This window comes from Agrococcus versicolor (genome assembly GCF_039531815.1).
Lineage (GTDB): Bacteria > Actinomycetota > Actinomycetes > Actinomycetales > Microbacteriaceae > Agrococcus > Agrococcus versicolor.
Genome location: NZ_BAAAQT010000006.1, coordinates 655,557 through 673,943, shown reverse-complemented (window position 1 = coordinate 673,943; position 18,387 = coordinate 655,557). Strand labels below are relative to the sequence as shown.

The following is an 18,387-nucleotide window of genomic DNA, read 5'->3' as shown; positions in this document are numbered from 1 at the left end:
AGGTCTGCCCGGGCGGCCAGGCCCAGAGGTGTGGTGGTGGGTGTACGCGATCGTCATCGCTCTCTCCGTCGCCGCGTCCCTCTTCGCTGTGCACATGTCGGACCATCCGCGCGTGCAGCGCCGAGCCTGATCCTCCACGACCGTTGGCATACGGGAGAACTGACGGATGCATGCCACTGATTGGCCGCTCCGCGCTGCCGGAAGTGCAGCCGCGTGGTTGACGGCTGCAGCGGCGATCGCCGTGGGGATCGTCGCGCTGCAAGCTGCAGCTGAGGATCTACGTCGCGGAGATCTGATGCTGGCACTTGGGTCGGTCGTGATCTATTGGTTCGTCTGGATCCCAACCTTGGTGTCGGGAGCTCTGGTCGGGGCGATCGCGGCCACGACGAGTGTCCTCGTCCACGTGCACCGAGCTGGTTCGATCGGAGACTGGGTCGCCGCCGGCCTGCTCATGGCAACATCCCTTGTCGTTGTTGGCGTCGTTGGCGTGACAGTGCCTTTCCGCGTCGACGCCGAGTGGTGGATGTATGCCGTCGCGTGCACATGGTCGGCGGCGGTCGCCGGCGCGGCTGTCGCCATCAATCGTGCAATCTGGCGAGTGCACAGTCCTTCCCAGACCGCCCGCTAGGCCCGACCGACCGCTCTCGGTCGAGCGCGCGCACGACTGACGAGGTACCGACATCGAGCACGCAGGCGATCTTGCGGATGCTGTCGCCGTCCTTTCGCATCGTCAGGGTTGCGTCGACGCGCTCGGGCGTCATGACCTTGGGCCGGCCGCCGATGCGGCCCTGGGCGCGCGCATGGCCAAGGCCGCGGCGGGTGTTCTCACGGATGGTGTCGACGCGCAGCTGCGCGAGTGCGGCCGTGATCGACCAGACGAACGTGTCGGCCGCGGTGGTCGTATCGATCGCTGACTCCGTGAGGCTGCACTCACCTCGACGGGACGATCCTTCAGCTGCATGAGGGTGTCGATCGCCATGCGCTCGGTGCCGGCGATCCGATCGAGCGCGCGAAACACGAGCACGTCAACTGGCTCGAGGCGATCGAGACATGCGAGCCACTGCGGCCGCTGCGCGTGCCGGCTCGACTCGCCATGGTCGACGTAGACGCGTGTGCAGTCGGCGGCCTCGAGCTCGGCACATGCGAGGCGGGGTTCTGGTCGCGCGTCGAGACGCACGCGTAGCCGATGATCGTCACCGCTCCACTCCTCCGGCCTCACGTCCTGGCCCGTCGCCGTTGCGACGTGCGGCCGGCGCCGACCGACCACCGGCCGGTAGTGACGAGTACCCGGGCTCGGGGTAGTGCTGGCGATGAGTCGAGCGATTAGGCCCTCGATCGCCACGTCGTCGGACTGCTCGCCGGTGGTTCGGCGCGTCGCGATCGCCTCGAACAGCGGCGCAATCTCGTGCGGGTACGTCGTACCCGAGAGAACATCCCGTGGACGGCTCACGTCGGCTCTCGCGTTCCACGTGTCCGGGTCGACGCGGCCGAAGTCGAGCCGGGACCGCGAGTGCTGCGCGACGTCGTGCAGGAAGAGAATGGTGGTGCGTCCGTTGCCCTCGCGGAGTGGGTGCGCCCAGAACGTACCGAAAACGGGCGGCGCTGCGTTCCGGTGAAAATGGGTTTCGATGCAGCGTTTCGGTACACCTGGCATCGGCGTGTCGCGACCGTTCTCGCGTCACCAAGCGATGTGCCGAAAACGATGGTTTCCGGCACTGAGCCGCCCCAGAAACCGAAACGCTTTGCCACAACCTCGGAGGGATTCGGTACGCGAAGCAATCGGAGCGGGGTTTTGGAACGGCTTTCGGCACGCTCGCGCACGTCGCAAGTGTGAGGTGGAGTGGTTTCGGGTTAGCTCGTTGCCGAGCGCTCGGGGATGAGTCGTGGGAGCAGGCGGACGTACACGGCCATGCCGACGAGCTCGACGAGGGTCTGGGTGACGATGACCGCCGCGGCGAGGCGTAGGTCGACGGGGAGTGCGAGGGCGAGCGGGAGGACGACGAGCGAGTTCCTCGTGGCGCCGCTGAACACCAGTGCTCGGCTGCGCGGGACGTCGAGGTGTGCGATCCGCGCGGTGAGGAACCCGAGGCCGGCCATGATCGCGAGGAACGCGATGTAGAGCGGCACGAGCCCGATGAGCGGTTGCGGATCGGCGGCGATCGTCGGCGTCTGCGACGCGACGACGACGAACAGCACCAGCATCATCAGCGGCACCATCGCGTGCAGCGCACCCGCAGAAGCGGTCGCCACGTGAGGGACGCGCCGCGCGCCCCACTGCGTGAGCGCTGCCGCAGCGAGCGGGATCAGGATGAGCAGCACGAGCGCCTCGATGAATGGTGCCGGCTCGACGTTCTCGGTCGCGGCCGGGCCTGCGATGACTAGCAGATAGAGGGGTAGGAGCAGCAGCTGCAGCACCATCAGCACGGGGGCTGCGGCGAGGAGGCGTTCGTGCGCGCCGCCGGCGGCGGCTGCGAACACGATCACGTAGTCGATGCACGGGGTGAGCAAGACGAGCAGCACGCCCAGCAGCAGCGCATCATCGTGCGCGACGAAGCGTGAGAGGCCGAAGACGACGACGGGCACGACGACGAAGTTGAGCAGCAGCAGCGCGCTGAGGAATCGTACGTCGCGGAAGCCCTGCGCGATTCTCGCAAACGGCACACCGAGGAAGGTGACGAACAGCAGCACCGCGATCGCCGGGTTGATCGCGATGTCGAGTGGGTGCGTGTCTGGCGCCAGCAACCCGGTCGTGATGCCTGCGGCGATGGCTGCGAGGTAAAGGACGACCTGGTGACGTTCCATCCAGGACGCGAACGCGGAGGCGTGCGTCATGCGGTGGCGCCGGGCTCGAGGAGGCCGGTGGTCCCCACATGGGCGGATGGCACCAGGCAGCGTCGTGCGTCGTAGCGCGGTGCCGCTACACGCAGGCCGCCTCGCGCGCTGACGTGGGTGGCGCGCGTGGAGACCATGCATCGAACGCTAGACCGTGGAGCGCGGTCCGACGTCGCGGGGCGAGGATGGCCCGGGCTCAGTCGTCGAACTCGTTGGCGATGGCGGCTGCGACGGCCTCTCGGAGCGGACGGACGCTCTCGACGTCCCATGCGGCAGGGTCGGGGAAGCTCCACTCGATGAGCCGCCTGGGGGTGCCGGGGATGATGAGGCCTGGCTTCATGGCGACGACGACGTCGGCGCTGTCGACGATCTCGGCGGTGACCTTGCGGGGCACGCGGTGTGCGATGTCGAGCCCGAGCTCGGCGACGGTGGCGGCGATCGCGGGATTCACGGCGTCTGCCGGTGCGACGCCCGCGGAGGTGGCTGCGTAGCGGTCGCCTGCGATGTGCTCGAGCAGGGCGGCGCCGAGCTGCGAGCGGCCGGCGTTGTGTGTGCAGAGGAACAGGACGGTGGGGGTGGTCATGCGGTGAGCTCCAGGGCGAGGGTGCGGCTCCACTGCTGGGTGGCGACCTGGACGGCGTCCCAGGGTGAGCCGAGCGGGGGTGTGTAGGAGAGGTCGAGGTCGCTGACCTGCTGCACCGTGAGGCCGGCGAACAGGGCGGTGGCATAGGTGTCGACGCGCTTGGCGGTCTCGGTGCCGAGGCGGCCGACGAGCTGTGCGCCGAGGAGTCGGCCGTCTCGCTCGTCGCCGGTGATGCGGATCGTGATGGGCTGCGCGCCGGGGTAGTAGCGCTTGTGGTCGTCGGCGACGGCGCTGACGGTGCGCGGTGCGAGGCCGGTTGCAATGGCTTCGTGGTCACGCAGGCCGGTGCGAGCGGCGACGAGGTCGAAGACCTTCACGACCTGCGTGCCGACGCTGCCGGCGAAGCGGGCGTCGCCGCCGATCGCGTTCTCGCCGGCGGTCCTGCCCTGCTTGTGGCTCGTGGTACCGAGCGGCAGGTACGTCTCGCCGAGGAGTCGATGGTGGGTGACGATGCCGTCGCCGGCGGCCCAGACGTTCGGCAGTCCGGTGCGCATGGCGTCGTCGACGACCACGGCGCGGCCGGCGCCGAGGCGTGCGCCGGCGCGCTCGAGCAGGTCGGTGTTCGGGCGGACGCCGACGACGACGAGGACGACGTCGGCGGTGCGCACGATGGGCTCGCCATGGCGGGTGCCGTGCACGGTCAGGCCTGCGGTGGTCTGCTCGATGCCGGCGACGGTGGTGTCGGTGAGGACGTCGACGCCGTGGTCGTCGAGCTCTGCGCGCACGATGGCGCCGAGCTCGGGATCGAGCGTCGAGAGCACCTCCGGGCCGCGCTGGATCTGCGTGACGGCGAGGCCGCGGACGGTGAAGGCCTCCGCCATCTCGAGTCCGACGTAGCCGGCGCCGACGATGATCGCGGTCTTGGGGTCGCGGTCGTCGAGGAAGCGCTCGAGGGCGAAGGTGTCGCCCATGGAGTGCATGACGTGGACGCCGTCGTCGGGTGTGAGGGCGTCGAGCCCGGCGATGCCGGCGTGCGAGGGGAGCGCGCCGGTGCCGACGATGAGCTCGTCGTAGCCGATCTGCGACAGGCCGCCGTCCTCGTCGCGGACGGTGAGCGCCCGCGCATCGACGTCGATGTCGGTCGCGAACGTGTTCAGCCGCAGCCGCATGCCCGTCGCCTCGAGGTCGGCGTGCGTCCGGTGCGCGAGCGACTGCCACGGCTGCACCTCGCGCGAGAAGTAGTACGGGATGCCGCAGATGGAGAAGTTCGGATAGGCGTCGGCGACGACGACGGTGACGTCGACGGACGGGTCGAGCTCGCGTGCGCGCAGCGCTGCGGAGATCCCCGCGTCGCTGCCGCCGATGGCGACGAGGTGCATGAGAGGCCTTCCATCGAGGAGTGGGTGCGACCACATCTTGACGACTTCCGTTCGCTCAGTCAAGATTGAGTCAATGAACAGTGAGCGAAGCGACCTCGAGGCGCGCGCGGCACGGCATGCCGCGCTCGCCGACCCTGCACGGCTGCGGATCGTCGACCTGCTGACGCTGAGCGACCTCTCGCCGCGCGAGCTGCAAGATCGCCTGGGCATGGCCTCGAACCTGATCGCGCACCATCTCGGCGTGCTCGAGCGCGAGCGCATGATCGTGCGCACGCGATCGGAGGGCGACCGCCGCCGCAGCTACGTGCACCTCACGTCCGCCGCCAGCGAGGGACTCGGGCCGTCGGCATCGGCCGCTGCTCGACGGGTGGTGTTCGTCTGCACGGGCAACTCCGCGCGGTCGCAGCTGGCCGCCGCACTCTGGCGGCAGCGCAGCGAGATCCCCGCCGCGTCGGCGGGGACGAAGCCTGCCGAGCGCGTGTCGCCAGGAGCCATCGCCGTCGCCGAGCGGCACGGGCTCGACCTCGCCGGCGCGACGCCGCAGCACGTGCAGGACGTGATGGCCGACACGGACTTCATCGTGACCGTCTGCGACGCCGCGCACGAGGTGCTCGAGCGCGGCGCCGAGCTGCACTGGTCGGTGCCCGCGCCCGGCGCCGCCGGCACGGACGCGGCCTACGATGCCGCGTTCGACGACCTCGCGGCCCGCGTCGACGTCCTGGCGGAGCGGCTCGCGCCGGCCTAGATGGACGCGCCTGCAGGCGCTCGGCCGATCTGGATGAGCGCCGGCGGCGCGCAGCAGCCGCCACCTGCCGGTGCGTCGAAGTCGCCGGCACCGCCGCACACGCCGGTGTCGGGCAGCACGAGCTCGGTGCGTGCCGCAGCCTCGTCGTCGCCGGCGAGGTGCGCGACGACGCTGCGCACCTGCTCGTACCCGGTCAGCGCCAGGAAGGTCGGGGCGCGTCCGTACGACTTCGCACCGACGATGAACAGGCCCGCCTCGGGTTGTGCGAGCTCGGCAGCGCCGGTGGCGCCGACCGAGCCGCACGAGTGGAGGTTCGGGTCGATGTCGGCCGCGATGCCCGCGACCGCCTCGAGCGCCGGATCGAGCGCGATCCGCAGCTCCGACAGGATCGACGCGTCGGGCCGGAACCCCGTGAGCGCGAATACGCGCGCCACATCCGTCAGTTCGCGGCCGTCGTCGGCGACGACCGTGGCGCCGTCGACGTCGACGCGGATCTCGCTGACGCGAAAGCCGGTCTCGAGCGCGACACGGCCGGACTGGACGGCGCGGCGAGCCTTGCCGCCGAGCACCGCCCGCTCGGGCAGGTCATCGGCGGCGCCACCGCCGAACACGCCACCGGCGGCAGCTCGGCGCAGCACCCATGTCACGCGCGTCGTCGGCTCCTGACGGACGAGCGCCGACAGCCGCAGCACGGCATGGGTCGCCGAGTGCCCGGCGCCCACGACCACCACGTGCTGCCCGGCGAGCGCGTCGACGTCGTCGGGGATGCGATACGAGATGCGCTCAGCCGCGGCGCGCTCGCCGATCGCCGGCACGCCGTCGCCACCCGCGGGTCCCGGTGTCGACCATGTTCCACTGGCGTCGATGACCGCCTGCCCCTCGATGCGGAACTCCTCGCCGGCGATGCCGCGCACTCGGACGACGAAGGGCTGCTCGGCACGCCCGCTCTCGACGAGCTTGTCCCGGCCGCGGCGCGTGACGCTCGTGACCTCGCTGCCGTAGCGGACGCGATCCCCGAGCGCCTCAGCCAGCGGCTGCAGATACTCGCTCACCCACTCAGCACCCGTCGGGTAGCCGTGCGCTGGGAACCGCCAGCCCGTGGACTCGAGCAGTCGGGCCGCGGCGGCGTCGACGAGCTCCGGCCACGCCGAGAACAGCCGCACGTGGCCCCACTCGGCCACCGCCGATCCTGCCGTCTCGCCGCGCTCGAGCACGATCGGCTCGAGGCCGCGCTCGAGCACATGCGCCGCAGCTGCGAGGCCCTGCGGCCCAGCACCCACGATGAGGACGGGAAGGTTCGACATGCCACTCCTAAGATCGAAGAACATCGATGCATCGACCCTGTGCCATCCATCGACGAATGTCAATGCGTGTGGCAGGGTGGATGCATGAGCTCACCCGCCACGGCTGTCATCGCCGCCTGCTGCAGCCCGACCGCGGAGGCGGCGCTGCAGCCCCAGCAGGCTGAGCACCTCGCGGCGTCGTTCAAGGCGCTCGGCGATCCGACGCGACTGCGTCTGCTCTCGCTCATCGCCTCCAGCGAGGACGGCGAGGCATGCATCTGCGACCTCACCGACCCCGTCGGACTCTCGCAAGGCACCGTGTCCCACCACATGAAGATCCTCAGCAGCGCGGGCTTCATCACGCGCGAGCAGCGCGGCAAGTGGGCGTACTACGCGATCGCCGACGGAGCCCTCGAGCACGCAGCCTCCGCGCTCCGAACGCTGTGAGCCTCCCCGCTTGAGTCGTGGGCGTCTCAAGCTGTGGGATCGCGGCGAGGCCGCAGCGCGACCCAGAGTCCACAGCGCCGACAGATAGAGGCCGCGCCACCGTCGAGGGCATGCACCTTCTTGCGCGCGTACACCTTGCCGCAGCACGAGCACTGCACGGCTGTCTCATCAGTCATCAAGTACTCGGATCGCGGCGCGGATCTGATCGACTGACGGCGTTCCCGCGAGTCCGGCAGGTGTCGCGTACACGCGGCAGGCGAGCCCGTCGACGCTGCCACCCTCGGGAAACAAGTCCACGCCGTCGATCGTGATGGTGGGCGAGCCGCCAAAAGCTGACGTGGCTGCCTCTGCGGCAGTGCAGACGAGCCGCAGCTCGACGGACGCTGCGCGGCCCTCTGCTGTCAGCGCGGCCTCGAGGTGGCGGGCTGCAGCCGCCCCATTCGGACATCCTTCGATCGTCAAGACCTCGACCCTCATCGTCCGCTCCTGCCCTCGTTGACGCCGAACACTCTGCGTCCCGTCATTCTCCTTGCCGGCCAGGTTGTCGGCTACGGCGAAGCTGCAGGTGGCCCAGCCTCTTCCTCGTCGAAACTGTCGCCGGCTTTCATCTCGCCGAGCATCTCGAAGGGGGATTCGACGTCGCCTCGCCATGCTTCGATGCCTTCGCGGATGGCGAGGACGGCGACGACGAGGGCTGCGATGGAGTCGGCCCAGGCCCAGCCGAAGAGGGTGTTGAGGAGCAGTCCGATGAGGACGGTGCCGGAGAGGTAGATGCACAGCAGCAGTTGCTTGGCATCTGCCATGACGCTCTTAGAGCCGAGCTCTCGTCCGGTGCGCAGTTCGAGCCAGGCCAGGGCGGGCATGATGATGAGGCTGAGGGTGGCGATGCCGATGCCGAGCGGGCTGTGGTCGACGTCTTGAGCTCCGGTGAGGGAGAGCACGGCGTCGATGATGACGTAGGCGGCGAGTGCGAAGAACGCGATGCCGATCGCGCGGACGGTGGCCTTCTCCCATCGCTCGGGGTTCTTGCGGGTGAACTGCCAGGCGACGGCGAGGGCTGAGAGCACCTCGACGATGGAGTCCAGGCCGAAGCCGATCAGCGCGGCGGACGATGCCAGCGCTCCTGCCCAGATCGCTACGACGGCCTCGATCACGTTGTACGTGATCGTGAACGCGACGATGAGCCGCACGCGGCGGTGCAGGACGCTGCGGCGGGCTTCGGTGATGGTGCCGGTCATCGCGGCGTCTCCTTCGATTCGGGGATCAAGGGTCGGGGTTGGTCGGCATTGTCAGGGGTGGTCTGTGGTGCGGGGCGGAGGATGAGGAGTGCGACCCATCCGAGCAGTCCTGTGGTGGTGAAGACGTCCGCAACGTTGAACACGGCGAACGAGTCGACGGCGATGAAATCGACGACCTCGCCGCTGAGCACCCCGTCCTCGGCTCTGGTCAGGCGGTCCCAGACGTTGCCGAGCGCGCCGCCCGCGGCGACGGCCAGCAGGGGCAGGCCGCGCGTGCGGGTGCCGCGCAGGGCGAGCGTGATGACCCATGCCGCCAGCGCGATCGCGCCAGCGGTGACCGCGAGACGGAACGGGAGGCCGAGCCCGGCGCCGAGTCCGAACGCGACACCGGGATTGAAGATCAGCTCGAAGCTCACACCCCACCCGAGTGGCACCGTCCTGCCATCGCTGAGCTGAGTCAGTGCGAGTGCCTTCGTGGCCTGGTCGATGCCCAACGCCACCGCGATGACCACGACCACGCCGGTCACCCGGGCCGCGGCCGGGGCTGTTCGACTACTCACGGGGTGGGGGTGCAGCAGCCGAAGACCGAGCATGACGGGTCGATGCAGGGTGCTTCCGCGTCGACGGCGAGGGTCGTGTCGATGAGAGCGGTCAGCGCTTGCGTGAGGTGCGGGTCGGCTATCTCGTACCGCGTCTGACGCCCCTCGGGCTCGGCGACGACGATGCCGCAGTCGCGCAGGCACGTCAGATGGTTCGACACGTTCGAACGCCCGAGCTCCAGATCCCGCGAGAGCACGGCGGGGTAGCTCGGACCTTCCAGCAACGTCATGAGGATCCGGGACCGCGTCGGATCGGCCAGCGCACGGCCGAGCCTGTTCATGACATCGAGACGAGAAGCGATAGTCAGCACTCGATGACTATACAGCGCATGGTGACTATTAACGCGGGCGTGGGTGTACGCACTTGTTGAAATCGGCAACGTGCCAGAACCGATCGTTTGTGGAACGCCCAACCAGCTCATCCATGCGGTGCCCGGATGCGGCGGGGCGGTGAGGCCGCGTGTGCCAGCCCCACCGCCCCCACCCCGGTCGTCAGCAGCTCGCGAAATTCAGGGTGTAGTACGTGAGCCCGTTGCCGGAGGTTGCTGCTCCGACCCCGATGTGGGTTGCGTTGCCGAGGATGTTCGCCCGGTGGGGCGGCGAGTTCATCCATGCGCCCACGGGCGAGATGGAGCCCATCGCGGATGCGACGTTCTCCGTCGCACCGCCGCAGCCAACGGCGGCTACCTGGCCGCCGAATGATGGGTTGTGGTACATCCTGGCGCTCTGTGCTTGGTTGACGGACCACTGCTGGGCGACGCCCATCAGTCCGTCCTGCGTCGAGAACGGTGCGAGGCCCGCCGCGGCACGCTGAGCATTGAGGTCCGCGAGGATCCCGCCGGTCGAGGCACCGCCGGCGACTGGTGCCAGCGCTCCGGACGGAGGAGCCTGGGCCGTCTGCTGCTGCTGCTGGGGGTCATTGCTCACCGGCGGTTCCTCGGCCGCTGGGGTCGGTGCGATGGGTTCCGGTTCCGGTTCTGGTTCCGGTTCTGGTTCGATCCAGACGGTCATCTCGTCTCGGTCGAGCGATTCGACCGCTTCGCCGTCGACGCCGAGGCTGGCATCGGCGCTCGTGTACTCGAGGGCGGCGGTCTCGTTGGCCCAGGCCGGCGCGAGCTGCCAGGGGGCGCTCGTGGCGAGCACGAGGATGACGGCGGTAGCCGCCACGGGGATGGCGAACAGTGGGGATGAATTGATTCTCATGATGTGGTGACGAGCGCTGGTGCCGCGGTCGCTGAAGCACGCGATGTGCCGGCCAGGGTTGCACCAGGGCTTCTGCCTCCTTGCGGTGCGGTGCGGTGACGCTGGCGAGCCAGGGCCACCGCACCGTCGCCGCCTAGAGGGCGGTCAGCAGCTGCTGCATCTCCTCGATCTCGGCCTGCTGGGTGTCGACGATGGTCTGCGCCAGGTCGACCGCATCGGGGTTCTGGCCGTCCGCGACCTCGTCCTCGGCCATCGTGATCGCACCCTCGTGGTGCTCGATCATCTGCTCGAGGTAGATCCGAGATGCGTCGGGGCCGGTGGCGTCCTCAAGCTCTGCCATCTCGTCGTCGCTCATCATGCCGTCGTCGCCGTGGTCCATGCCCTCGTGCTCGGACGCATCGACGCCCCACTCGTCGAGCCAGGTGTTCATCGTGTCGATCTCGGGGGCCTGTGCGTCCATGATGCGCTGGGCGAGGTCGGCGACGTCGGCGGGGACGTCGTCCTTCGCGAGCAGCATCTCGGACATCTCGACCGCCTGCTCGTGGTGGGGGATCATCATCGACGCGAACATCGCGTCGGCGTCGTTGAAGTCGGCGTTCGAGGACTCGGACGACGAGCCGGACCCGTGGTCCATGCCGTCCATGCCGTCGTCGTCCTGTGCCTGCTGGCTGCAGCCGACGAGGGCGAGTGCTGCTGCCGTGGTGGCAGCGAGAAGTGCGATCTTGCGTGACATCGTGTGCTTCCTCTTCGTGTGATCGTGGGAGCCCGTGCGGGCGAGTGATGGGTGGCGGAGGTCGTCTCCGCGCCCCTCACGTCCGGATCACCGAGAGTTCGTACAGGGAACGCGTTGGGGCTGCAGCGACGCCGATGCGTGCAGGCATCGATGCAAGCCACCTGATCCGCTCGACGACTGCCGCGAACAGCCGCGGCGCGGGCAGGAGCAGGAGCGTGATGAGCAACGCGAGCACGCACGCCATCGCGGCCTCGTGCCCGGCAGGCTGCTCGCCACAGCTGTCGCACGGCAGCGCTGCGTGCGACGTGTCGTCCGATGTCGCGTGCGCCGCCCCGCCCGCGTCATGGGCGGTCGTGGCGTGGGCTGCGGTGGCGTGGGGGGTCTGAGCGTGGAGGTTGAGTGCGTGCATGCCGAGCAGGCCGCCGATGACGACGACGGCGAGGCCGAGCCACACCGCCAGGTGGCGGCGGCCGGTGAGTGCTCGGAGGGGACGCATCAGTGCTACCGGACGAGCCTGGCGATGGCTTCGGAGACTTCGCGGATGCGCTCGTCTGCGACCTCGCCGCCTTGGGCTGCAGCGTCGCGGACGCAGTGTCGGAGGTGGTCGTCGACGAGTCCGACAGCGACGGACTGCAGGGCGCTGGTGAGGGCGCTGATCTGGGTGAGGATGTCGATGCAGTACTGCTCTTCGTCGATCATCCGAGAGACGCCACGGGCCTGACCCTCGATGCGCTTGAGCCGCTTGAGGTAGCGGTCCTTGTCCGAGATGTAGCCGTGCTCGTGCTGATCCGTGATCGTCGTCATCGCTGCCCCCTGGACCCATCTTGCAGGATCGCCACGGTGCTGCGCTCGGGCCGAAGGTCGAGCCGCCGCAGCAGCTGCGCGTTCAGGGCGACCACGATCGTCGACACCGACATGAGCACGGCACCGACCGACATCGGCAGGATGAAGCCGATCGGAGCGAGGATGCCGGCGGCGAGCGGCACCGACAGCAGGTTGTATCCGGCCGCCCACCAGAGGTTCTGGCGCATCTTCCGGTAGCTGGCGCGCGAGAGCTCGATCACCGACAACACCGATCGCGGATCGTCACTGGCGAGGATGACGCCGGCTGACGCGATCGCGACGTCGGTGCCGGCGCCGATGGCGATGCCCACGTCGGCCTGCGCGAGCGCGGGAGCGTCGTTGACGCCGTCGCCGACCATCGCGACCGTCAGCCCCTCGGCCTGCAGCTGCGCGACCTTCGCCGACTTGTCCTCCGGACGCACGCCGGCGAAAACGCGGTCGATGCCGAGCTCGGCGGCGACGGACTGCGCGACAGCCTCCGCATCACCGGTGATCATCACGACCTGCACACCAAGGACATGGAGGGCGTCGACCGCCTCCCGCGACTCGTCGCGGATCTCGTCCGCGAGCCTGAGCGCACCGACGAGCGCGCCGTCGGCGACGACGTGCAGGATGATCGCCCCCTCCTGGCGCCACGCCTCTGCGACGTCCAGCTCGGGGAGCCCTTCCTCCTCGAGCATCCGTGGTCCACCGACGCGCACCCGGGCCCCGTCGACGAGGGCTGTGACGCCGACCGCCGGCGACGACGTCGCGTCGGTCGCGGTCGGGATCGCCAGCGAGCGGCGCTGTGCGGCGTCGACGATCGCGCGGGCGAGCGGGTGCTCGCTGTCCGCTTCGGCCGCGGCGGCCAGGGTGAGCACGGTGTTCTTGTCGACGTCGGCGACGGGGTGCACGGTGATGACGGTGGGCTCGCCCTTGGTGAGGGTGCCGGTCTTGTCGAACAGGACGGCGTCGACCGTGCGCATGCGCTCGAGCGCGAGGCGGTCCTTCACGAGCACGCCGCCGCGTGCGGCGCGCTCGGTGGCGATCGAGACGACCAACGGGATCGCCAGGCCCAGCGCGTGCGGGCAGGCGATGACGAGCACGGTGATGGTGCGGATGACGGCCTCGTCGGGTGCGCCGACGAGCGTCCACACAGTTGCCGTGATCGCGGCGGCGCCGAGCGCGAACCAGAACAGCCAGGCCGCTGCGGTGTCTGCGATGCGCTGCGCCCGCGAGGTGGACGCTTGCGCCTCGGTGACGAGCCGCTGGATGCCAGCGAGCGCGGTGTCGTCGCCGACGGCGGTGACCTCCACCCGCAGGCTCGAGTCCGTCGCGACCGTGCCAGCGGTGACGGCATCGCCGCTCGAGCGGGTGACGGTGCGGGATTCGCCGGTGACCATCGACTCGTCGATCTCCGCCGTGCCTTCGGTGATGCGCCCGTCCGCGGGGACGCTCGCGCCAGGCCGGACGATGACGAGATCTCCGACGCGGAGCTCGGCGGGCGAGACGGTGACGATGACGCCGTCCTCCACCCGCTCCGCCTCATCCGGCAGCAGCGCGGCGAGGGAGTCGAGCGCAGAGGTGGTCTGCGCGAGCGAACGCATCTCGATCCAATGCCCCAGCAGCATGATCACCACCAGCAGCGCCAGCTCCCACCAGAAGTCGAGCTCATGGGCGACGATCCCGAGGCTGGACAGCCACGATGCGACGAACGCGACCGTGATCGCGAGGGCGATGAGCAGCATCATCCCGGGCTGCTTCGCGCGGAGCTCGGCGACGGCGCCCGTGAGGAACGGCCACCCGCCCCACAGGTACATGACAGTGCCGAGCACCGGCGAGACCCACTCGATCAGCGGCACGTCGGGGAGGTCGTAGCCGAGGAGCATCGAGAACATGCCCGACAGCGTCACGGTCGGGACCGCCAGGACCAGCATGATCCAGAACAGTCGACGGAACTGCCCGACGTGATCGCCGTGCCCGCTGTGACCGCCGTGCCCGCCGTGACCGCTGTGGTGGGCGTGCTCGGTGTCGGTGGCTGCGGTGTGGCCCGCGTGCTCGGCGTGCTCGACCTGCGCCGACGCGACGGCGTCACCGTGGTGTGCGTGATCGTGCGACGACGGCTGGTCGGTGCCGTGTCGAGCGTGGTCGTGGGTGTTCATGGGGCTCCTGCCGGTGGGCTCGGATGTGTCTTGCGTGCTCGGGGCTGTCTGCGTGTTCGGGTCAGTGGGCCGCGGCGTACCGGGCGGGGTCTGCGTCGAACTTGGGGCCGCAGCCTGCGCAGCACAGGTAGTAGCGGGTCCCCTCGTAGTCGCGGACGAGGCCGGCGGCCTCGGCGTCCTGCTTGGCGATGAAGCTCCCCGGCATGACGGGGCACTCGGCGACGTCGGCGCCAGCGGTCGAGTGGGAGGGGCCGTGTCCGTGGCAGGAGGCGGTCATCGGGGGGTCCTTTCGAGCGGGGCGGGGTGCGGTGCTGCGGCGGTGCTGCGGAACGAGCGCAGTCGGAGGCTGTTGCCGACGACGAAGACGCTGGAGAACGCCATGGCGGCGCCCGCGAGCATCGGGTTGAGCAGGCCGAACGCGGCGAGCGGGATCGCTGCCGCGTTGTACGCGAACGCCCAGAACAGGTTGGTCTTGATCACCGTCAGGGTGCGGCGGGAGAGGCGGATCGCGTCGACGGCGCCGAGCAGGTCGGCGCGGACGAGGGTGATGTCCGCAGCCTCGATCGCGGCGTCGGTGCCGGTGCCCATTGCCAGGCCAAGGTCGGCCTGGGCGAGGGCGGCGGCGTCGTTGACGCCGTCGCCGACCATCGCGACCTTCCGGCCCTCGGCCTGCAGGCGTGCGACGACGTCGACCTTCTCGGCCGGCAGCACCTCGGCGATGACCTCGTCGATGCCGACGCTCGCCGCGACGCGGCGGGCGACGGTTGCGTTGTCGCCGGTGAGGAGCACGGGGCGGAGGCCGAGCGCGCGGAGGCGTCGGATGGCGTCGGCGCTGGTCGGCTTCACCTCGTCGCCGACGAGCAGCAGGCCGCGCGCCTGTCCGTCCCATGCGACGAGCACGACGGTGTTGCCGTCCGCCTCGGCCGAGTCCTTCGCGTGCTGTAGGTCGGCGGGCAGCTGCACCGCCCAGTCCTGTAGCAGCGACGCGCGACCGATCACCGCGGCATGTCCGTCGACGACGCCTGTGACGCCCAAGCCTTCGACGTTCTGGAACGACTCGACAGCCGGCAGGGTGCCGAGGCGTGTGCGGGCGGCAGTGGCGATCGCCTTCGCGATCGGATGTTCGGAGGCGTCCTCGAGCGCGCCGGCGATCGTCAGCAGCTCGTCCTCGCTGACGCCGTCGGCGCGCACCGTGCCGGTGAGCGTCATCGTGCCGGTCGTGACGGTGCCGGTCTTGTCGAGCACGATGGTGTCGATGCCGCGGCTGGTCTCGAGCACCTCGGGGCCCTTGATGAGGACACCCATCTGCGCGCCGCGGCCGGTGCCGACGAGCAGCGCGATCGGCGTCGCGAGCCCGAGCGCGCAGGGGCAGGCGATGATCAGCACCGCGACTGCGGCCGTGAAGGCGGCAGCGAGCGGGAAGCCTGCGCCGATCCAGACGCCGAGCGCGGCGACCGCGATCGCGATCGCGATCGGCACGAACACGCCGGAGATCCGGTCGGCGAGGCGCTGCATCTCGGCCTTGCCGGACTGCGCCTCCTCCACGAGGCGTGCCATCTGCGCGAGCTGCGTGTCTGCACCGATCCGGGTGGCGCGGATGACGAGGCGTCCGCCGGCGTTGACGGTCGCCCCGGTGACGGCGTCGCCTGGGGCGACTTCGACGGGGACGGACTCGCCGGTGAGCATCGAGGCGTCGACGGCGGACGTGCCGGAGACGACGACGCCATCGGTCGCGATCTTCTCGCCCGGGCGCACCACGAACTCGTCGCCGATGGCCAGCTGCGCCACGGGCACCCGCTGCTCGACACCGTCGCGCAGGACGGCGACGTCCTTGGCACCCATGTCGAGCAGGGCGCGCAGGGCTGCGCCGGCCTGCCGCTTCGATCGCTTCTCGAAGTAGCGGCCGGCGAGCACGAACGTGGTGACGCCCGCTGCGACCTCGAGGTAGATGTTCGCCGCACCGTCGGACGGTGCGATCGTCAGCTCGAATGCATGCGTCATCCCCGCCATGCCGGCGGTGCCGAAGAACAACGCGTACAGCGACCAGAGGAATGCTGCCGTCGTGCCGATGGAGATCAGCGTGTCCATCGTCGCGGCGCCGTGGCGGAGGTTCAGCCATGCGGCGCGGTGGAACGGCCACGCCGCCCACGCGATCACCGGAGCGGCGAGCGTGAGCGACGCCCACTGCCAGTAGGTGAACTGCAGTGCAGGGATCATCGCCAGGACGATCACCGGCACCGACAGCACGGTGGCGCCGATCACGCGATGACGCAGGCTCCGCAGCTCACCACCCTCCTCGTCGTCCGGCGCGTCGCCCTCGGGCTGCGGTGCGGCAGGGACGGAGGCGGTGTAGCCGGTCTTCTCGACCTCGGCGATCAGCGCTGCCGCGTCGACGGGGCCGTGCGTGCGGATCTGCGCCTTCTCGGTCGCGTAGTTCACCGACGCCTCGACACCATCGAGCCGGTTCAGCTTCTTCTCGATGCGCATCGCGCACGACGCGCACGTCATCCCCCCGATCTCGAGCTCGAGCGTCGAGGCGGCGGTCTCGTCAACGGCAGTCATCGGGATCCTCCGTGCTCCATGGCCTCGTTCTCGGATGCGCTCGTCCAGTTGCTGACCAGCGCATCCGGCACGAGGGTGTTGCCCGCGAGGAGCGCACCGCCGAAGACGGCGGCGAGTGCGACTCCGTAGAGGGCGAGCCGTGCCGCGGGCTTCACGGGCGGGCGGTCGCGGTGTAGCCGGCCTCGTCGACCGCTGCGATCACAGCCGCGTCATCGACTGCATCCTGCGACTCGATGACCAGGCGACCGGACGCGGCGTCGACGTCGACGACCTGGACCCCGGGGATCTGCGACACCTCTTCACGCACCGAGTTCTCGCAGTGGCTGCAGGTCATTCCGGTGACTGCGTACTCGAGCGTGGCCATGGTGTCCTCCAGACGATTCGATATACCCCTAGGGGGTACCTGTCAGATCGACCATACCTCCCAGGGGTATCACCGTCAACCCGTCTCAGCGGCTGGTGGCCGCGCGGTGGCGCAGGCATCTCGGATAGGGCGACCTGCTACTGTCGCCCGTCATGGCGCCTTCCGATCGCAGCATTCTGCGCGCCATGGACCCCAGATCGGGCTCCACGTTGCTGCGGATCCTCAGCCGACTCTCTCGGTCGACGTCGTTCGTCGCGCTTGCTCTGATCGTGACGGCAACGGCTCTTGGCCTGATCGGCATGCACTCGATCGCCGCCTCCGAGCCACCCCACGCTCATCCAGCAGCGGTGGCCGAGGCTCCGCTGGCGCACGTCGCCGACGATGCGACGTGCGAGGACTGCGGCCACCACGCAGGCATGGTCGAGGCGATGTGCGCGCTCGGGCTGCTGGCCATCGCGTTGATGATCGTCGCGCCCCGCCTGATCTTCCGCACGACGCGACCGCCCGCCTCCCCGTCGCTCCCTTGGCGGTGGGTCGCAGCGCGCGTCGCTGCGCCCACGTTGCACGAACTCAGCATCAGTCGAACGTGATCGTCACGTCGGAGCTCTCCGACGGACGACCACGGGCCTGCCGCCGGCACGGCCTCTGCCACTGATTGCTGAAGGACTCCCATAGTGCTCGATCGCGCCTTCGCGCCATCCGACCTCCCCGCACGACGAAGGCATCACCTCCGCCGCAGCGGTGCCGTCGCGACCACAGCGGCCATCGCCGTCATCTCGACGACGGCCTGTGCCGTATCACCCGCCCAGCCGCCGCTCGACCCGCCTCCCGCCTCGTCACACGTGCACGACCTGGCCTTCTCCGACGAGGGGAACCTGCTCGTTGCGACGCACGGCGGCCTGTTCGAGGTACCTCCAAGCGGTGGCAACGCGCAACTGCTCGGAGGGGTGGCATTCGACGCGATGGGCCTGGCCGTCCTGGACAGGACGATCTATGCCTCCGGTCACCCCGGCCCCGACTCCACGGATGACTTCTCCCAGCCGAACGTCGGGCTCATGGCCTACCAGGCCGCGGAGTGGGCCTCGATCTCTGCCGCCGGCGACGCCGACTTCCACCTGCTCGCGACCTCACCAGCGGATCCGAACAGCATCGTGGCCATGCGCTCCGACAGCATCGCCCTCCAGGTCAGCACGGATGCAGGACAGAGCTGGGTGTCAGGTGCCAGCATCGAGGCGCGCGACGTGGCGATCGATGCCGGCGACGCGAACCTCGTCGTTGCGACGACGCCGGAGGGACTGATGCTCAGCTCCGACGGCGGCATGACGATGACCCCCGCACCGTCATCGCCCCTGCTCGTCACCATCTCCCCATCCGAGCCTGGACAGATCATCGGCGTCGCCCCCGACGGGCAGGTGTGGTCCGGCGCGCCGACCAC

24 protein-coding genes are annotated in these 18,387 nt (G+C 69.7%); 5 read left to right on the top strand and 19 right to left on the bottom strand.

All coding sequences use genetic code 11. The annotated features are described in order from the left end of the window. Nucleotides 1-166: 166 nt before the first annotated feature. A complete protein-coding gene (locus ABD249_RS11555) occupies nucleotides 167-628 on the top strand; it encodes a hypothetical protein (RefSeq protein WP_344343672.1) in 462 nt (153 codons plus the stop codon). Here ABD249_RS11555 and ABD249_RS11550 read toward each other — a convergent pair. From ABD249_RS11550 to ABD249_RS11530, 5 genes are all read right to left on the bottom strand, one after another. Next, nucleotides 579-869 carry a hypothetical protein gene (locus tag ABD249_RS11550; protein ID WP_344343944.1) on the bottom strand — a complete coding sequence of 97 codons (291 nt, stop codon included), beginning with the start codon at nucleotides 867-869 and terminating at the stop codon, nucleotides 579-581. The two genes, ABD249_RS11555 and ABD249_RS11550, sit on opposite strands and share 50 nt — an antisense overlap. Then, entirely contained in the window at nucleotides 758-1,654 is an 897-nt protein-coding gene (locus tag ABD249_RS11545; RefSeq protein ID WP_344343670.1) for a recombinase family protein, read from the bottom strand. The genes ABD249_RS11550 and ABD249_RS11545 overlap by 112 nt, the downstream gene beginning before the upstream one ends. A 197-nt stretch (nucleotides 1,655-1,851) precedes the next feature. After that, complete coding sequence (locus ABD249_RS11540) at nucleotides 1,852-2,802, bottom strand: arsenic resistance protein (RefSeq protein ID WP_344343668.1); 951 nt, start codon at nucleotides 2,800-2,802, stop codon at nucleotides 1,852-1,854. Nucleotides 2,803-3,028: 226 nt separating this feature from the next. Continuing rightward, a complete protein-coding gene (locus tag ABD249_RS11535; protein ID WP_344343666.1) occupies nucleotides 3,029-3,415 on the bottom strand; it encodes an arsenate-mycothiol transferase ArsC in 387 nt (128 codons plus the stop codon). Then, complete coding sequence (locus ABD249_RS11530; protein WP_344343664.1) at nucleotides 3,412-4,794, bottom strand: FAD-dependent oxidoreductase; 1,383 nt, start codon at nucleotides 4,792-4,794, stop codon at nucleotides 3,412-3,414. Before ABD249_RS11530 ends, ABD249_RS11535 begins: the two co-directional genes overlap by 4 nt. Here ABD249_RS11530 and ABD249_RS11525 point away from each other — a divergent pair. After that, nucleotides 4,778-5,539: an arsenate reductase/protein-tyrosine-phosphatase family protein gene (locus tag ABD249_RS11525; RefSeq protein WP_425546323.1), complete on the top strand. Its 762-nt coding sequence runs from the start codon at nucleotides 4,778-4,780 to the stop codon at nucleotides 5,537-5,539. The genes ABD249_RS11530 and ABD249_RS11525 overlap by 17 nt on opposite strands. On the opposite strand, the gene ABD249_RS11520 is transcribed toward ABD249_RS11525, so the two are convergent. Further along, the gene (locus ABD249_RS11520) at nucleotides 5,536-6,843 is read right to left on the bottom strand and encodes an NAD(P)-binding domain-containing protein (protein WP_344343662.1); all 1,308 of its coding nucleotides are present in this window, start codon (nucleotides 6,841-6,843) and stop codon (nucleotides 5,536-5,538) included. The two genes, ABD249_RS11525 and ABD249_RS11520, sit on opposite strands and share 4 nt — an antisense overlap. 84 nt (nucleotides 6,844-6,927) lie before the next feature. Here ABD249_RS11520 and ABD249_RS11515 point away from each other — a divergent pair, with 84 nt between their 5' ends. Then, nucleotides 6,928-7,269 carry an ArsR/SmtB family transcription factor gene (locus ABD249_RS11515; RefSeq protein WP_344343660.1) on the top strand — a complete coding sequence of 114 codons (342 nt, stop codon included), beginning with the start codon at nucleotides 6,928-6,930 and terminating at the stop codon, nucleotides 7,267-7,269. Between the two features lie 168 nt (nucleotides 7,270-7,437). On the opposite strand, the gene ABD249_RS11510 is transcribed toward ABD249_RS11515, so the two are convergent. From ABD249_RS11510 to ABD249_RS11450, 13 genes are all read right to left on the bottom strand, one after another. Then, on the bottom strand, nucleotides 7,438-7,746 hold the full coding sequence (locus ABD249_RS11510; protein WP_344343658.1) for a hypothetical protein: 309 nt from the start codon (nucleotides 7,744-7,746) through the stop codon (nucleotides 7,438-7,440). 71 nt (nucleotides 7,747-7,817) lie between these two features. Then, complete coding sequence (locus ABD249_RS11505; protein WP_344343655.1) at nucleotides 7,818-8,507, bottom strand: cation diffusion facilitator family transporter; 690 nt, start codon at nucleotides 8,505-8,507, stop codon at nucleotides 7,818-7,820. Next, nucleotides 8,504-9,025, bottom strand: a complete 522-nt coding sequence (locus tag ABD249_RS11500; protein WP_344343653.1) for a signal peptidase II — start codon at nucleotides 9,023-9,025, stop codon at nucleotides 8,504-8,506. The genes ABD249_RS11505 and ABD249_RS11500 overlap by 4 nt, the downstream gene beginning before the upstream one ends. 38 nt (nucleotides 9,026-9,063) lie before the next feature. Next, entirely contained in the window at nucleotides 9,064-9,417 is a 354-nt protein-coding gene (gene cmtR / locus ABD249_RS11495; RefSeq protein ID WP_344343651.1) for a Cd(II)/Pb(II)-sensing metalloregulatory transcriptional regulator CmtR, read from the bottom strand. A gap of 181 nt (nucleotides 9,418-9,598) precedes the next feature. Beyond that, nucleotides 9,599-10,309 (bottom strand): CAP domain-containing protein, encoded by a 711-nt coding sequence (locus ABD249_RS11490; protein WP_344343649.1) that lies wholly within the window; start codon nucleotides 10,307-10,309, stop codon nucleotides 9,599-9,601. A 133-nt stretch (nucleotides 10,310-10,442) separates the two neighbouring features. Then, nucleotides 10,443-11,042, bottom strand: coding sequence for a DUF305 domain-containing protein (locus tag ABD249_RS11485; RefSeq protein WP_344343647.1), 600 nt, complete (start codon nucleotides 11,040-11,042; stop codon nucleotides 10,443-10,445). A gap of 76 nt (nucleotides 11,043-11,118) precedes the next feature. Continuing rightward, a complete protein-coding gene (locus ABD249_RS11480) occupies nucleotides 11,119-11,538 on the bottom strand; it encodes a DUF6153 family protein (RefSeq protein ID WP_344343645.1) in 420 nt (139 codons plus the stop codon). A gap of 5 nt (nucleotides 11,539-11,543) precedes the next feature. After that, a complete protein-coding gene (locus ABD249_RS11475; protein WP_344343643.1) occupies nucleotides 11,544-11,846 on the bottom strand; it encodes a metal-sensitive transcriptional regulator in 303 nt (100 codons plus the stop codon). Beyond that, complete coding sequence (locus ABD249_RS11470; protein ID WP_344343641.1) at nucleotides 11,843-14,026, bottom strand: heavy metal translocating P-type ATPase; 2,184 nt, start codon at nucleotides 14,024-14,026, stop codon at nucleotides 11,843-11,845. Before ABD249_RS11470 ends, ABD249_RS11475 begins: the two co-directional genes overlap by 4 nt. 61 nt (nucleotides 14,027-14,087) lie before the next feature. Then, nucleotides 14,088-14,303, bottom strand: coding sequence for a YHS domain-containing protein (locus tag ABD249_RS11465; RefSeq protein WP_344343639.1), 216 nt, complete (start codon nucleotides 14,301-14,303; stop codon nucleotides 14,088-14,090). After that, nucleotides 14,300-16,588, bottom strand: coding sequence for a heavy metal translocating P-type ATPase (locus ABD249_RS11460; RefSeq protein ID WP_344343637.1), 2,289 nt, complete (start codon nucleotides 16,586-16,588; stop codon nucleotides 14,300-14,302). Before ABD249_RS11460 ends, ABD249_RS11465 begins: the two co-directional genes overlap by 4 nt. After that, complete coding sequence (locus ABD249_RS11455; RefSeq protein ID WP_344343634.1) at nucleotides 16,585-16,743, bottom strand: hypothetical protein; 159 nt, start codon at nucleotides 16,741-16,743, stop codon at nucleotides 16,585-16,587. Before ABD249_RS11455 ends, ABD249_RS11460 begins: the two co-directional genes overlap by 4 nt. After that, nucleotides 16,740-16,952 carry a heavy-metal-associated domain-containing protein gene (locus tag ABD249_RS11450; protein ID WP_344343632.1) on the bottom strand — a complete coding sequence of 71 codons (213 nt, stop codon included), beginning with the start codon at nucleotides 16,950-16,952 and terminating at the stop codon, nucleotides 16,740-16,742. The genes ABD249_RS11455 and ABD249_RS11450 overlap by 4 nt, the downstream gene beginning before the upstream one ends. Nucleotides 16,953-17,104: 152 nt before the next feature. Here ABD249_RS11450 and ABD249_RS11445 point away from each other — a divergent pair, with 152 nt between their 5' ends. Together ABD249_RS11445 and ABD249_RS11440 are read left to right on the top strand one after the other, a co-directional pair. Beyond that, on the top strand, nucleotides 17,105-17,542 hold the full coding sequence (locus ABD249_RS11445) for a DUF6153 family protein (RefSeq protein ID WP_344343630.1): 438 nt from the start codon (nucleotides 17,105-17,107) through the stop codon (nucleotides 17,540-17,542). A gap of 84 nt (nucleotides 17,543-17,626) precedes the next feature. Continuing rightward, nucleotides 17,627-18,387 (top strand): beta propeller repeat protein (locus ABD249_RS11440; protein WP_344343628.1); only part of this gene is annotated, 761 nt, incomplete at its 3' end.